The 14,919-nt window shown below is 60.3% G+C and carries 11 protein-coding genes; 6 read left to right on the forward strand and 5 right to left on the reverse strand.

Annotated elements, in window-relative coordinates; genetic code table 11:
- Genes RDA78_RS04890 through RDA78_RS04900 form a run of 3 tightly spaced genes read left to right on the forward strand, consistent with a single transcriptional unit; the run spans position 1 to position 3,935 of the window.
- Positions 1–1,782, forward strand: a complete 1,782-nt coding sequence (locus RDA78_RS04890) for a Dyp-type peroxidase (RefSeq protein WP_434054235.1) — start codon at positions 1–3, stop codon at positions 1,780–1,782.
- 13 nt (positions 1,783–1,795) lie between these two features.
- Entirely contained in the window at positions 1,796–3,157 is a 1,362-nt protein-coding gene (locus tag RDA78_RS04895) for a cytochrome P450 (RefSeq protein ID WP_434054236.1), read from the forward strand.
- A 1-nt stretch (position 3,158) separates the two neighbouring features.
- A complete protein-coding gene (locus RDA78_RS04900; RefSeq protein WP_434054237.1) occupies positions 3,159–3,935 on the forward strand; it encodes a hypothetical protein in 777 nt (258 codons plus the stop codon).
- Positions 3,936–4,131: 196 nt separating this feature from the next.
- Here the strand turns inward: RDA78_RS04900 and xylA are convergent, their stop codons facing one another.
- From xylA to xylF, 5 genes are all read right to left on the reverse strand, one after another.
- Entirely contained in the window at positions 4,132–5,451 is a 1,320-nt protein-coding gene (xylA, locus tag RDA78_RS04905; protein WP_434054238.1) for a xylose isomerase, read from the reverse strand.
- Positions 5,452–5,461: 10 nt separating this feature from the next.
- Positions 5,462–6,913, reverse strand: a complete 1,452-nt coding sequence (gene xylB / locus RDA78_RS04910; protein WP_434054239.1) for a xylulokinase — start codon at positions 6,911–6,913, stop codon at positions 5,462–5,464.
- A gap of 115 nt (positions 6,914–7,028) precedes the next feature.
- The gene (locus RDA78_RS04915; protein WP_434056102.1) at positions 7,029–7,796 is read right to left on the reverse strand and encodes an ATP-binding cassette domain-containing protein; all 768 of its coding nucleotides are present in this window, start codon (positions 7,794–7,796) and stop codon (positions 7,029–7,031) included.
- A 24-nt stretch (positions 7,797–7,820) separates the two neighbouring features.
- The gene (locus tag RDA78_RS04920) at positions 7,821–9,116 is read right to left on the reverse strand and encodes a sugar ABC transporter permease (RefSeq protein ID WP_434054240.1); all 1,296 of its coding nucleotides are present in this window, start codon (positions 9,114–9,116) and stop codon (positions 7,821–7,823) included.
- A gap of 123 nt (positions 9,117–9,239) precedes the next feature.
- Positions 9,240–10,271, reverse strand: coding sequence for a D-xylose ABC transporter substrate-binding protein (gene xylF / locus RDA78_RS04925; protein ID WP_434054241.1), 1,032 nt, complete (start codon positions 10,269–10,271; stop codon positions 9,240–9,242).
- A gap of 268 nt (positions 10,272–10,539) precedes the next feature.
- Between xylF and RDA78_RS04930 the strand changes: the two genes are divergently transcribed.
- Genes RDA78_RS04930 through RDA78_RS04940 form a run of 3 tightly spaced genes read left to right on the forward strand, consistent with a single transcriptional unit; the run spans position 10,540 to position 14,890 of the window.
- Positions 10,540–11,805 (forward strand): ROK family protein, encoded by a 1,266-nt coding sequence (locus RDA78_RS04930; protein ID WP_434054242.1) that lies wholly within the window; start codon positions 10,540–10,542, stop codon positions 11,803–11,805.
- Positions 11,802–13,229, forward strand: coding sequence for a di-heme oxidoredictase family protein (locus RDA78_RS04935; RefSeq protein WP_434054243.1), 1,428 nt, complete (start codon positions 11,802–11,804; stop codon positions 13,227–13,229). The genes RDA78_RS04930 and RDA78_RS04935 overlap by 4 nt, the downstream gene beginning before the upstream one ends.
- The gene (locus RDA78_RS04940) at positions 13,226–14,890 is read left to right on the forward strand and encodes a CRTAC1 family protein (RefSeq protein WP_434054244.1); all 1,665 of its coding nucleotides are present in this window, start codon (positions 13,226–13,228) and stop codon (positions 14,888–14,890) included. The genes RDA78_RS04935 and RDA78_RS04940 overlap by 4 nt, the downstream gene beginning before the upstream one ends.
- The last annotated feature ends 29 nt before the right edge of the window (positions 14,891–14,919 follow it).

The following is a 14,919-nucleotide window of genomic DNA, read 5'->3' on the forward strand; positions in this document are numbered from 1 at the left end:
ATGACCCAGTATCTTGATCTTGATGACATTCAGGGCAACGTATTGCGTGCCTATGGCAAATTCGGTTTCCCAAAGGCCCGCTATTTTTTCCTGAACACCGGAAGCGCCTTTGCAGGACGGCATTTTCTCAGAAACGTTCTGCCCAGGATCACCTCGGCCCGGCGGTGGGACAAAGATGAAAACGGCACTCCCCTGCGACCGGCGTCGACAATGAATATCGGGATTTCCTTCATGGGCATGCTCATGCTGGACGTACCGACGCGCACGCTCAGCAGCATGCCAAGCGAATTCATCGACGGCATGCGGAAACGTGCTTTCGTGCTCGGCGACCGGCCGAGCGATGCCATGGATGAAGCAAACGAATCCAACACAGAAAACCGACCGCCGCCCGAATGGATGGCCCAATGGGATCCGATCTGGAAAGAGAACCGGTCCCGTTTCGGATCCGAGGATGTCCACATCTGGATCTCGATCAATGCCCGTGTGAAAGAAGCAACCGAAGATCCTGTCGATGCGCTCGACGACAACGGCAGCCCAACCGGCAGGAACGTGCTGGAGGAAATGACCCATTTCCTCAAAGAGGCCTGCAATGAGGCCAACAAGGCGTTTCAAGAAACGCATGACAGCTCGGAGAAAGGAGACATCAGAATTCTGCCCACCAACGGCAAAAATGGTGACCAGGAGTATCAAGAAGCCTCGACCCTGTTTCAAAACTTCGGGTCGGAGGAAAATCCGGTCCTTTACCCGGTACCCACCGAACACTTCGGTCTGGCCGACGGGATCGGCGATCCGGTGTTCGAGGGTCAGTATGAGGACGCGCAACTCAAAGACAAGGTCATCGGCCGCGGCAAGTGGATGACGGAAGAAAAGGGCTGGGAACCGCTGGCCACCGGCGAGTTTCTTCTGGGCCACGTCGACGAAAGCCAGGCTCTGCCCCCGGCACCACGGCCGCCGGAGTTCTCCAAGAACGGCACCTTCATGGCCTATCGCAAGCTGCACCAGAATGTCGCCAGCTACCGTTCCTATTTCGAAGAAGAGGCAAAGAAATTCGCGTCTGTGACCGGAACGCCTGCAGATCGGGCCGAGGACGTTCTGAAGGCCAAATTCGTGGGGCGCTGGCCCGACGGTGTTCCTCTTTCCAAGGCCCCGACGCTTGCCGACTGGGACAAGGTTCGCGCCCAATACAAAATGGATGACCCCGACCCCGGCAAAGCCTACAAGGCCCAGGTCGACTACCTGAAAACGCTGCATGCTTCGGACTTCAAGTTCGCGACCGATATCGGCGGCCGCGATTGCCCCGGGCAATCCCACCTCAGGCGCGTGAACACGCGTGACTATCTGGATCCTCTCAACGACACGAATCCCGCCACTGCGCCCGAAAACAACAAGAACAGCAACACGTCGCTCAACAAACGCAGGCGCATACTTCGCCGTGGCCTGCCCTATGGCGGCTCAAAACCGGACACGGGCAACGATGACACCGAGCAGGGCATCGCGATGATGGTTATCTGCGCGAACCTGTTCAGACAATTCGAGTTCGTCCAGCAACAATGGGTGCAATACGGCCTGGATTTTCAGGCTGGCAACAATACCTGTCCGCTTGTCGGCGACCATTCCAAGCACAAGCGCTTCACCATACCCGGCGATCCCGGCCGCGGTGAAACGACTTATGTCTGCGATAGTCTCAAGACGTTCGTCGAACCGCGAGGCGGAGAATATTTCTTCATACCGTCGATCACCGCGTTGCAGATGCTTGCAGACGGTGTGGTTGACCCAACCTAGGTAGGCCAAGGCAATGCATCTGGTCGCCAATCTCTTCATGGCGCTGCTGATCCGTGTCGAGAACCTCTTCTACAGTATTCTGAGCCTGGCCAATCTGGTCCGGATCGGCGCAACTGCTCTTTTCGGCTCCGAAGGCACCTTGGTTTCGCGATTGACCGAAAAGCTGCTTACAGCGCCGGGACAACGGACCGTCTTCGACGTTTTGCGGGTGTTTCTGCCGACACTGGTGCTGAAACGTCAACTCATCAAATCCTATGACAACACCGGAACAGCGCTCGTGACACGTCGGCAGGACGTGATCGACGTCCTGTCCAACGACGTTGATTTTGAGGTTGTCTATGGTCCGCGCATGCGCGAGATCACTGACGGTGATAATTTCTTTCTTGGCATGCAGCCCTCCTGGGACTACACGCGCGACACCTCCGCCATGCGCCTTGCAATGAGAACAACGGATGTTGCCGAGCTGGTCCGGCCGAGAGCACTGGAAGTGGCGACCACCGCCGTTGATGCATGCGATGGCACCGTCGACCTCGTCCAGGATGTGGGGCTTGTCGTGTCCTCAGATCTGGTGGATCATTATTTCGGCATGCCAGGTCCTTCGAAACCCGACATCATCGACTGGACAACCACCCTGTTCTGGTACCTGTTTGTCGATCTGGGGGCGGACGCCGATCTGGGGGAACGCGCAAAGGCGATCATGCCACGGTTCCGGGAATATCTCGATGACCGGATTGCGAGCCGCAAGCAGAATCCGGTCGAGGTCGACGATGTCCTCAATCGGTGCCTGGCACTTCAGAAGGCAGGCACTCCCGGCATGAGTGACCGCGGCATACGCAACAATCTGATCGGATTGATGATCGGAGCCGTCCCGACGCTGTCCAAGGCCTCGGCGCTTGTATTGGAAGAGCTTTTGCACCGGCCCGAATCGCTTCGTCTTGCCCAGGAAGCCGCAGCATCATCGGATGACAACCTGCTGGAAAAGATCTGTCTTGAGGCCTTGCGCTTCAATCCACACCAGCCGTTTATCTACCGCCGCGCCATTCGCCCGGTGGTCTTGTCCAGAGGCACATTGAGGCAGCGCACCATTCCAGAAGGAACGATGGTGTTCGCAGCCAGTCTGTCGGCGGCATTTGATCGGCTCGCGATCAATTCGCCTGGCAAATTCGACACCGGCAGATCGGATGACATCTACATGTCCTGGGGCTATGGCATGCATACCTGTTTCGGGGCCGCCATAAACAGGTCTGTCATCCCGTGCATTCTCAAACCGCTGCTGCGGCAGAAAAACCTCCGCTACGGTGACGGGAGCGAGGGAATCGACACGGCCGGCACCCCGTTTCCCGCTCAAATGTCCCTCAAGTTCGATGCCAGTTGACATGAAACCGGCCAAACTCGTCAATCTTGCTCCAGCAGTCAGCACGGAAGTCTCCCGCTGGTGTTTCGATCACTGGAACCTTCCGCTGAAGGAGGAATTGCACGTTCCCGTATTCCATGTCGTCGCACTCTGGCTGCGGCTTACCGGCAACAACAACAGGCCCCTGGTTCTGGTCGACGGAAGAAAGCTTCGATCAGAGACAGAAATCGTCGCGTATTTCGACGAGCGCGTCGCACGAGAAAAGCAACTCCTTCCAGAAGAGACAGCGTCGCATTGGTTCGACGAGGAAGTGACCTATTACCGTCAGGAGTTTCGCAGGAAGGGCGTCGTGAAATACATGTACTTCAACCTTCTGCAAGACCGTAAGCTCGTGATGCGCAGCTTCACGACCGGAACCCCATACCTGGAGAGGTTGCTTGCAAGGTTGCTTTTCGGACTGGTCAAACGCGGGCTGTTCGCGGGCCTGAAACTCAGCGCGAAGGGCGCCGCTGAAGGACTGCATCACATCCGGGCCGGATTTGATCGAACCGAAGCAACTCTGTCGGACGGCCGGCCCTATCTTGCCGGGGAAAGGTTCACCTTTCTCGACATCGCCTTCGCCGCATCCGCGGCGCCCGCACTGCTGCTGGAGGGCTACCGCGGGAACCTTCCTGCTCTGGAGGAGGTCCCGGCAGACCTTCAAGCCGTGGTGAGGGAACTGCGGAACAGGCCGGCAGGCAAATTTGCGCAATCGATCTACAGCAAGCACCGAAGCCCGGCTGACCCGAAACCGGCATAACCAATCAGCGCACTGGATAATTGAACCCTGGCGAAACATAAGAGCGATCGGTAATCTCACGCCGATGCCCGACGCAGTTTACAGGGAAGCTGATAGCCGTTGATCGGCTGTTTCACAGGCCGGCTGTGCTTTTGCCGATCGCTCCCGGTGTCGCCCCGGTTGCCGCATCCACGGCGAACCGGGGTCACGCGAAATCTCAGACGAACAGGTTCACGAGACTTTCCAGATATTCCTGGCGGCCGGACTTGGGTTGCGGTTCAAGGTCGGCAGCATGGACGCGGTCCGCCAGGGCCTCGAGTGAGGACCCGCCGTTCAGTATTTCCGCGTTCTCCGGTTTTTTCCAACCCTGGTAGCGATCATCGACGAAACCCTTCAGCCGTCCGTCCTCGATCATTGCCGCCGCCGCCTTCAGGCCGCGTGCGATCGCGTCCGCCGATCCGACATGGGCCTGGATCAGGTCGACCGGGTCAAGCGACTGCCGGCGGAGCTTGGCATCGAAGTTGGTGCCGCCGGTGGTGAAGCCGCCGCCCATCAGGATCTCGTAATAGGCCAGTGCCAGCTCGGGCACGTTCATGCCGAAATGATCGGTGTCCCAGCCGCACTGGTAGTCATTCCGGTTCATGTCGACGGACCCGAGAATACCGAACGAGCGCGCCATGTGCAGTTCATGCTCGAAGGAATGGCCTGCCAGGATGGCATGGCCCTGCTCGATGTTCATCTTGACCTCGTTTTCAAGCCCATAGGCCTGGAGGAACCCGTAGACTGTCGCGACATCGTAGTCGTACTGGTGCTTGCTCGGTTCCTGCGGCTTCGGCTCAATCAGGATGGTGCCGGTGAAACCGATCTTGTGCTTGTATTCCACGACCATGTTGAGGAAACGGCCAAGCTGGTCAAGTTCCTGCTTCGCGTTGGTATTGAGGAGTGTTTCATAGCCCTCACGGCCACCCCAGAGCACGTAGTTCTGACCCTTCAGACGGTAGGTGACGTCCATGGCGTTTTTCACCTGCGCTGCGGCATAGGCAAAGACGTCGGGGTCCGGATTGGTCGCAGCACCGCCCATGAAGCGGCGGTTGGAGAACATGTTCGCCGTTCCCCACAGAAGCCCGATGCCGCTGTCGGCCATCTTGGTTTCGAAGATATCGGCAATCGCGTTCACGTTGGCATTGCTTTCGGCCAGCGTCGCGCCTTCCGGCGCAATATCGCGGTCATGGAAGGTGAAGAACGGCATTCCGAGGATCCGGAACATTTCGAAGGCGACATCGGCCTTGAACCGCGCCTGTTCCATCGGGTCCCCGCCCGGGGCCATCCACGGACGCATGAAGGTTTCCCCACCGAACGGGTCGCCGCCCGGCCAGCAGAAATTATGCCAGTAGCAGACGGCCAGGCGCAGATGGTCTTCCATCCGCTTGCCGAGAACGACTTCGTCCTTGTCGTAGTGCCGGTAGGTCAGCGGATCGCGGCTGTCTGGTCCGGAATATTGAATAGGCTGCAGATCGCCAAAGAACCCAGTGCTCATGTCTTGCTCCTCAGAAGCCGGCTTGCTTGAATGCCGGATAAAGTTTGCGCCAGCGCCCGTAGGCCTCGGCATAGTGTCCGCTCAGGGATGGAACCGGATCGATGCTTGTAGAAAGCGCCGGTTTGCCGAAGATCCCGTCCGTTGATCCGAGCGCGGCGGCCTGCCCAAGGCGCGCAGCCCCCAGCGAAGCACCGAAATCACCGTCCACAGGAACATCAACGGTCACATTCAAAAGGCTGGCGATGATCTCCAGCCAGGTGTGCGACCGCGACCCGCCACCGACGGCGAGCACCCGGTCAATCCTTGTGCCTGCGACGCTGAGCGCTTCCAGACAGTCCTTCAGCGCAAAGGCCACCCCATCGAGAACGGCATGGGTCAGCACGGCATCATCGGTCTCGTGGGAGATGCCGGCGAAACCGGCGCGGATGTCGACATCGTTGTGCGGCGTGCGTTCGCCGCCAAGGTAGGGAAGAAACGACACTGCAGAGGGCTCGGTCACGCGCCCGAGCGCCTGGGTCAGCTCTCCGGGTGATTTCTTCAGGATCCCGGCCAGCCAGTTAAGGCTGTCCGTGGCAGACAGGATCACACCCATCTGGTGCCAGGTTTGAGGCACAGCATGACAAAAGGCATGAACCGCGCCATCCACATTCGGGGAGAACCGGTCATTGGTCACGAACAACACGCCCGAGGTTCCGAGTGAAACGAATGCGGACCCCGGATCGACCGCGCCGACACCGCAGGCCGATGCCGCGTTGTCACCGCCACCGCCTGCAACAACCGGCGGTGTCTCAAATCCCCAGCGCGCGCTGAGATTTGGCTTCAGGGTTCCGGAGCTTTCGGAGCCTTCCACGAGCCGGGGCATCTTGCTCCGGTCGAGACCGGTTGCCGCGAGCAGTTCGTCGCACCAGTCGCGCCGCGCCACATCCAGCCACAACGTTCCGGCGCTGTCGGACATGTCACCGGCGAAATCGCCGGTCAGCTTGAAGCGCACATAGTCCTTCGGAAGGAGCACCATTTTCGTCTTGCCGAAGGTCTCGGGTTCGTTTTCGCGGACCCATTGCAGCTTGGGAGCCGTAAAACCGGGCATGACAAGATTGCCGCCGAGCGTCTGGAATTTCGGTTCGCTGCGCGTGAGTTCTTCACACTGTTTACCGGAACGGCCATCGTTCCAGAGGATACAGGGACGCAAGGGCCGGCCTTCGCCGTCAAGCAGCGTTGCTCCGTGCATGTGCCCGGAGAGCCCAATGCCCTTAACCGCTGCGAGCGCCTTCGGTGCCTCGACCTTCAAGGCATCGAGCACGTTTTCGCACGCCTGCCACCAACTGTCCGGGTCCTGCTCGGACCAGCCGGGATGCGGACGCTGCACCGTCAGGTCAGCGGTCGCCGAAGCGATCAGGGATTGATCCTCGCCGAGCAGAATGGCTTTGACGGAACTTGTGCCGATGTCGAGACCGATAAACATGAGGTGCGTTCCTCAGAATTCGCCCAAAGGAAAGCCGGTCCCCAACGTGAGGTCACGGCTCGAAAATACATGAATGCAACCGGCCTGCGCACTTTTGCGCGCAGGCCTGTCCGGTTTAGCTTGCCGCCTCTTCTTCCACAAGAGCACCCGGGCCCGGTGTTGCACCGGGAGGGCACTTGCCGAGGATGATCATGCCCAGGACATCGTCGTCGGTAACATCAGTCGTCTTCGCGCTGCCGACCAACTGGCCGTTTTTCATCACCGCAAGCCGGTCGCAGAGCGCGAAGACGTCATGGATGTCGTGGCTGATCAGGAAGATGCCGAGCCCCTGCTTCTTCAACTCCTCGATCAGTTCCGCCACCATTTGCGTCTCATGCACGCCGAGCGCTGCGGTCGGTTCGTCCATGATCAGGATCTTGGCGTTGAAATAGACCGCACGCGCGATGGCAACCGACTGGCGCTGACCGCCGGACAGTGCCTTCACCGGCGCGTGGAACTTCTTGAAGTTGGGGTTGAGCTTGCCCATGATCTTGCGGGTTTCCGCTTCCATGGCATCGTCATCCACAAAGCCGAACGGAGTCGTCAGCTCACGGCCGAGGAAGAGGTTTGACGCCGCATCGAGATTGTCCGCCAGAGCGAGCGTCTGGTAGATCGTCTCGATGTTGTAGGAGCGCGCATCCCGCGGTGAGTGAATATGCGCTTCCTCGCCGTTGATCAGTATCTGGCCGCTGTCGGCCTTGTAGGCTCCGGAGAGGATCTTGATCAGGGTCGACTTGCCGGCGCCGTTGTGGCCCAGAAGCCCGACGACTTCACCCGGGAAAAGATCCACCGTGACGTGATCGACTGCGTGCACCCCGCCAAATGAGATGCACATGTCCTTCATTTCTACGAGAGGTGTTGCCATGTCTTACTCTCCCGTACGCTTGCGGTAGATGATATCGACCAGGACGGCCACGACCAGAACGACGCCGACCACGATGTTCTGCAGTGGGGCGTCAACGCCCACCATCGCCATGCCGGATTGCAGCGACTGCATGATCAGGGCCCCGAGGATAGCGCCGTAGATCGTGCCGACGCCGCCGGCGAGTGCCGTTCCGCCGATCACCGCTGCCGCAATCACGCGAAGTTCGTCGAGCGTGCCGATGTCGTTTGTCGAAAAGCCGAGACGGGCAGAGGCGACGGCCCCGGCAAGCGCACACAGGCCGCCCATGATCGCAAAAATCTTGACCGTCAGGAAACGCGTGTTGATGCCCGACAGCTCTGCCGCGTCCGGATTGCCGCCCGTTGCGAAGATATAGCGGCCAAGGCGCGTCCGGCGTGCAACCACCGTCATGGCAACCGCCACGAGGATCAGAAGCACGACCGAATAGGGAATACCGTAACCGACCTCGAGCCCTTCGGGCATGGTCTCGCCAACGGCCTCGAACATCCGTTTCAGCCGTGCGGGCGGTATGTGATAGGCATTCAGGATCGCCACAAACCCGAGTATGGCCACCGTCGAGATTGCTCCGAGGGCAAGTTCGGCCCATACGGGTTTGACCGGAAAGCCATGCGAGGCGCGGCGTCGGCGCGAAGCGACCTGCAGCCACAACACGATACCGACCGCGAGAAGCCCGAAGATCCAGGACGCGCTCTCGCCCATGGTTCCGCCAATGCCGCCAAGCATTGTAAATGTCTCGTTCAAAGGCCCGATCGTCTGTCCGGAGGTGATGAACCAGGCCACGTTCCGCCAGACCAGCAGCCCGCCGAGTGTCACGATGAACGCCGGAATGCCGAGGTAGCCGATCATCCAGCCCTGGAAGGCTCCGATCGCGACACCGACACAGATACCGGCTATCAGCGCGAGCACCCAGATCGCCGGATGACCAAGTCCGAGCACATCCGGATGTGCGAGAAGATCCGTCTGCACCACGGCCATGACGGCGGCAACGGTCGCCAGAAGGGAACCGACCGACAGATCGATGTGGCGGGTCACGATGACGAACACCATGCCTGTCGCCATGATCGCGACGGAGACGGTCTGGATCGTCAGATTGAAGATGTTTCGCGGCGTCAGGAAGCGGCCGTCTGTGAACACGTTGAAGATGAGGCACAGGACGACAAACGCCCCGATCATTCCCAGTAGTCTCGTGTCGAGCTGCAGTGCCGCAAACAAGTTTCGGGCCGCCGGGCGTTTTGAGCCGGGCAGAGCGGTGTCGGACATCAGGGTAACTCCTGCTTGGAGACCGTTTCGCTGTTTGCCGGGTGGTCTGCCCGTGGTGCCTTGATGCACCCGTTTTGCTGCGGCCCCGATCTTACGTCCGGGGCCGCGTTTTCGGCAAGTCTATCAGTTACAGGGAGCCGGACCGCCGGACACGCCCTGGCACAGATCGTCCTTGGAAATCCAGCCTGCGTTGACAACGGCGCTCAGGTTGTCCTTGGTGATCGGAAGCGGTGCCAGGAACTTCGCGGTCAGCTCCGTCCCGCCGGGAGACGTCCAGCTGCCGGCGCCATCCACGGCCGACATTTCCGAGCCACCAGCAAGAGCGACGGCGATTTCACCGGCAGCCTTGCCGAGTTCACGCGCGTCCTTCCAGACTGAAACGGTCTGCGTGCCCTTGGCAACACGGTTCAGGGCTGCATGGTCACCGTCCTGGCCGGACACCGGAATGCCATCCATGCCCTGTGCGGTCAGCGCCGCGACGACGCCGCCGGCGGTGCCGTCGTTGGATGCGACCACGGCATCGACGTTGTTGTCGTTTGCCGTCAGGATCTGTTCCATGTTGCGCTGAGCGTTCGCCGGCAGCCAGCCGTCGGTGTAGGCCTCGCCAACGATCTTGATGTCGCCGGAATCAAGCGCTGCCTGAAGGACTTCCTGCTGACCGCCGCGGAGGAAATCCGCGTTCGGATCGGTCGGGGAGCCCTTGATCATGACGTAACTGCCCTTCGGCTGAGCCGCAAGAACAGCTGCAGCCTGCATACGGCCGACTTCAACGTTGTCGAATGTCAGGTAGAAGGCGCGCGAGTCGTCGATCAGACGGTCGTAGCCGACAACCGGGATGCCTTCATCGGCGGCAGCCTGAACAGCCGGGCCGATCGCCTGGGCGTCCTGTGCGAGGATGATCAGAGCCGTAGCCCCTTGTGCGATCAGTGCTTCAACGTCGGAGAGCTGCTTCGCGGAAGAGCTCTGCGCATCGGCAGAAATGTATTTCGCACCGGCCGCTTCCAGAGCGCCCTTGATGGCTGCTTCATCCGTCTTCCAGCGTTCTTCCTGGAAATTCGACCAGCTCACGCCAACAACAATGTCGTCTGCCTGGGCGGCGGTCAGAGCGGTCGCGGACAGCAGAGCGCCCGCCAGCAAAGTGGTAATTTTACGCATTGCGATGTTTCCTCCAGTTGGCGCGGCCTGCGTGTCAGCCGCACCGAAAAATGCACTTTGTCAGTCGGCACTTTGTTGCAGTGCCGCAAATGGGACAGCCTTGTTGTTATTTTTTTTGGTGTCCGAAAAAAAGTTGCAGGAAAGCGTCGCTCCTGTCAACATGGTTTTGCAAAACTCTGTTCGAACAGGCTATAAATTGTCCTCGAAACAGAGAAAAACCGGGAGAAACCCGGTGCAGAGGAAACATCTTAGGAAGAGCTGAGCGAGCATGACACGCAAGGCGGACCGGGACCAGATCCGGCGGCAAAACCGAAGTATCGTACTCCAGGCGCTGCGCAGAAGCGGACCGATGGCACGGATTGATCTCGGCCAGATCACGCGTCTGAGCCCCGCAACCGTAACGGCAATCACCTCCGATCTTCTGGATCAGGGACTGATTGTCAGTCTGGAGAGCGAAGAGCCCAAAGCGCCTCAGGCGCGCGGGCGTCCGAGAACTCTCCTGAAGCTGTCTCCGGGCGCCGTTTTTATCGTCTGTGCCCGCCTGTCGGTCAACAATATCGATCTTTCGCTGGTCAATTTTGCCGGTGAGGTTGTCCTGGACAGGCGCATCAAGTTCGACAGCACGGTGGCAGACGCTGACAGTTTTCCGCAAACCATCATTTCGGCGATCCGCAGCTTCCTCGATGAGGCGGGTGTCGATCCCTCGCATGTCTGCGAGATCGGTGTCGCGGCGCAGGGGGTGGTTGAAACGGAAACGGGACAGGTTGCGTGGAGCCCGGCCTTTGCCGGACGCGGAATTCCCGTCGTCGCGCCGCTGCAGGATGCATTTGGTGCCGAATGTTATATCTCCAATGACACCAACATGATAACGGAGGCACTGCACTGGTCCGACCCCAATCGATACAGCGGTACCTTCGCGGTGATCATGCTGGACTACGGTGTCGGCATGGGGCTCTATCTCAACAACCAGCTGTTCTCCGGAGCAAGCGGCACCGCCGCTGAATTCGGGCACGCGAACCACATTCCGGGCGGCGCGCTTTGCCGCTGCGGCAAACGCGGCTGCCTGGAAGCCTACCTCTCGGACTACGCTCTGGTCCGGGCCGCGAGCCATCTTCCGGAAGACACGGACCCTGTCAGCATCAAGGCGGGAGTACGCGGCCTTGCGCACCTTCTGGAGCGCGCCGGTTCCGGCGATCAGGATGCTCTCAAGGCGTTTCAGGAAGCAGGCCGTGTGCTTGGATACGGGATTGCCCGGGTCATCGCCATGATCGATCCCAAACGGCTGGTGCTCACCGGCGCTGCCGTCCGCGCCTTCTCCTACATGGAAAAATCCATGTGGGAAGGGCTCGAGGAGGCACTCGTCGCCGACCTCAGGAACAATTTTTCACTTGATGTCATGCCCTGGAACGAGGACTTCATTCGAAGCGGCCTGATCGCACAATCGATGGAACGTCTGGACAAGGATTTTCTCGGCGCGGCGTCAACCCGCACGAATCCTGTCGGGCGTGCAGACAGCGAGGAGCTATCGGCGTGACAGGCCTTTCGAGACTTGCCTTGACAGCCGCCCTTGCCGGAACGGTTTGGCAGATGCCAGCGATTGCCGACCCGGATCTTCCGCCCTGGAGCGAGAAGGCGATCCAGGAGGATATCGACATCAATCAGCTGGCGGCGTCCGGCCAGGACCCCATTCCGGTGCTCCAGCCGCTCGGAGAACATCTTTTCTCGGCCAAGTTCACCAGCCTTGACGGGGCCGGCCGGCCGGATGCAACCGGGGCCATCGTACCGACAAAGGTCCGCCGCCGGTCGCACCTCACTTTCCAGCGGCTCGCGGGACCTGACGCCAATGCGTGCGCCTCGTGCCACAACGAACCGGTTGTCGGCGGTGCCGGATCCTTCACCGCCAATGTGTTCGTGTCGGAGGGCTTCGAAAGCGCCGATTTCGACACGATCGACCCGCAATTTTCAAACGAGCGCAATACCAACGCGATCCAGGGTGCCGGGCTGATCGAGCTGCTGGCCAGGGAAATGACCACCGAGCTTCGCAAGCAACGACGGGACGCATTGAACGCCGCACGGTCCACCGGCGAGCCGGAAACGGTTTCGCTCACATCGAAGGATGTTTCGTTCGGGAGCATCACCGCATTTCCCGACGGCACGCTGGACGTTTCCAAGCTCGACGGCGTCGACGACGACCTCACAATCCGGCCCTTCAGCCAGAAGGGCGTGTTCGCATCGCTGCGCCAGTTCACCGTCAACGCCATGAATGCCCACCACGGGATTCAGCCGACCGAGCGGTTCGGTCCGATGTGGACCGGAACCGACGATTTCGACGCTGACGGCTTTGCCGCTGAAATGTCCGCCGGACAGATTTCCGCGCTCGTGGCATGGCAGGCAACGCTACCGGCTCCCACGCGCAGGCAAGATCTGCCCGACGTTTGGAAAAGCGCCGGCGCAAAAGGTGAGCGACTGTTCGGCGAGATCGGCTGCGTGTCGTGCCACAGGCCTTCCCTGCCGCTCGACTCGCTGGTTTTCCATGATCCCGGTCCGTTTGACACAGCCGGGACACTCCGCCAGAGCGACCTCGAGCAACCCCTTGCGCTCGATCTTGCGACGCTTGACTGGGTGCAGGCGCTGCCAAGGGACGAAACGGGCCGCGTCCTGGTCCCTCTCTTTGGCGACCTGAAACGCCACAGGATCGCGGATGCGCAAAACGACACGTTCGGTAACGAACTGCTGGCACAGAGGTTCGTTGCAAGGGACGTCTTTATCACGGCTGAGCTTTGGGGCATCGGCAGCACAGCGCCCTATGGACACCGCGGTGACCTGACCACGCTCGACGAGGCCATCCGCGCGCATGGCGGGACGGCAAAGGCCAGCCGCGACGCCTATGCCGGTCTTGCGGAAAGCGAACGGCAATCGGTCATCGCCTTCCTGCGAAGCCTGGAGATTGCGCCATGATACGCGCTGCCCAGAAACACCCGGCCTTTCTGGCACTCGCTGCCTGCACGGTGGTGACGCTCCCTTCGAACGCGGACGACATGCCGGAATCCGCAGCCCCAGTTCCGCAGTTTGCAGAAGAAGCGCAGAGCGCAGGCATCGATCACAGCTACGACGGCGCATGGGAGTATTTCGTCGGTGGTGGCTCCGCGATCTTCGACTGCAACGGCGACCGGCGACCCGACCTGTTTCTGGCCGGCGGAAAAAATCCGGCGCAGTTGTTCGAAAACCGGAGTCCGACCGGCGGTGCCCTGCAATTCTCGCCAGTCGATACGTCCGTTGACCGCAAGAGCATGACAAAGGTTCTCGGCGCCTATCCGCTGGATCTCGACAATGATGACGTTCTCGATCTGGTTGTGCTGCGGCTTGGGGAAAACCTGCTCCTGAAGGGCAAGGGCGACTGCACCTTTGAAGTTGCAAACCGCAGCCTTTCATTTCAGGGCGGGCGCGCGTGGACAACCGCCTTTTCGGCGACCTATGAGGCGGATCTGGATTATCCGACGCTCGCTTTCGGCAACTATGTGGATCGCTCACAACCCGGCGCGCCCTGGGGCACCTGTCACGACAATTTCCTGTTCCGCCCGGAACTCGGAGGCAACGGTGCGCTTTCCTACCCGGAACCCGTGCGGCTTTCGCCCGGTTATTGCGCGCTTTCGATCCTTTTCACCGACTGGAACCGGTCCGGAGAACCTTCGCTGCGGGTCTCCAACGATCGTCACTACTATCGCGGCGGCCAGGAACAGCTTTGGGCCGTTCCCGCCAAACGGCCACCACGCCCCTATCGCAAAACAGACGGCTGGCAGCACCTGAAGATCTGGGGCATGGGCATCGCGTCCGTCGATCTGGACGTGGACGGCTTTCCCGAATACGCGCTTACCAGCATGGGCGATACCAAGCTCCAGAAACTGGATGTGGAAACGGACGAAACCGTCCCTGTTTACCAGGATATCGCCTTTGATCTGGGTGTCACCGCGCACCGTCCCTATGCGGGCGAGGACCTTAAACCCTCGACCGGCTGGCATTCAGAATTTCAGGACGTCAACAATGACGGTCTCTGGGATCTCTACATCGCCAAGGGCAATGTGGAGGCAATGCCGGATTTCGCGGCTTTCGATCCGGACAATTTGCTCATCGGTCAGTGGAACGGAAAATTCGTGGAAGCTGGCGGTCTTTCCGGCATCGGACTGGACCGCAGGGGACGCGGCGCCGGGCTTGCCGACTTCAATTCAGATGGTCTGCTCGATCTCGTGGTGGTCAATCGCGCCGCACCCGTCAGCCTGTTCCGCAATCTCGGGCAGGGAACGGAAGCCAGTCCGCGGCCGCTCGGTAACTGGCTTGCCGTTGACGTGCGGCAGCCGGGCGCGGCCAACACCCGCGCCGTTGGTGCGAAGATCAGCGTGAAAACGGGCAATCGCACAATGGTGAAGGACATCCAGGTCGGAGGCGGGCACGCGTCCGGGCAGATGGGATTCGTTCAGTTCGGCCTGGGCGTTGCGGAAAGGGCGAATATCCGCATCAAGTGGCCGGACGGCGACTGGAGCCATGCCTACCGTGTCTTTGCCAATGGTCATGTCATCATCGAACGCGGTGCCGAAAAGGCCCGGCTCTGGTACCCGGAGTAGGAAACGGCAAACAAAACGGCCAGAGGAAT

This window comes from Roseibium sp. (genome assembly GCF_051016195.1).
GTDB lineage: Bacteria > Pseudomonadota > Alphaproteobacteria > Rhizobiales > Stappiaceae > Roseibium.

Excerpts from the sequence above, each read along its gene's own strand:
- RDA78_RS04895 (WP_434054236.1), top strand. The coding sequence starts at position 1,796 with ATGCATCTGGTCGCCAATCTCTTCATGGCGCTGCTGATCCGTGTCGAG.
- RDA78_RS04890 (WP_434054235.1), top strand. The coding sequence starts at position 1 with ATGACCCAGTATCTTGATCTTGATGACATTCAGGGCAACGTATTGCGT.
- RDA78_RS04900 (WP_434054237.1), top strand. The coding sequence starts at position 3,159 with ATGAAACCGGCCAAACTCGTCAATCTTGCTCCAGCAGTCAGCACGGAA.
- xylB (WP_434054239.1), bottom strand. The coding sequence starts at position 6,913 with ATGTTTATCGGTCTCGACATCGGCACAAGTTCCGTCAAAGCCATTCTG.
- RDA78_RS04920 (WP_434054240.1), bottom strand. The coding sequence starts at position 9,116 with ATGTCCGACACCGCTCTGCCCGGCTCAAAACGCCCGGCGGCCCGAAAC.
- RDA78_RS04930 (WP_434054242.1), top strand. The coding sequence starts at position 10,540 with ATGACACGCAAGGCGGACCGGGACCAGATCCGGCGGCAAAACCGAAGT.
- xylA (WP_434054238.1), bottom strand. The coding sequence starts at position 5,451 with ATGAGCACTGGGTTCTTTGGCGATCTGCAGCCTATTCAATATTCCGGA.
- xylF (WP_434054241.1), bottom strand. The coding sequence starts at position 10,271 with ATGCGTAAAATTACCACTTTGCTGGCGGGCGCTCTGCTGTCCGCGACC.
- RDA78_RS04915 (WP_434056102.1), bottom strand. The coding sequence starts at position 7,796 with ATGAAGGACATGTGCATCTCATTTGGCGGGGTGCACGCAGTCGATCAC.
- RDA78_RS04940 (WP_434054244.1), top strand. The coding sequence starts at position 13,226 with ATGATACGCGCTGCCCAGAAACACCCGGCCTTTCTGGCACTCGCTGCC.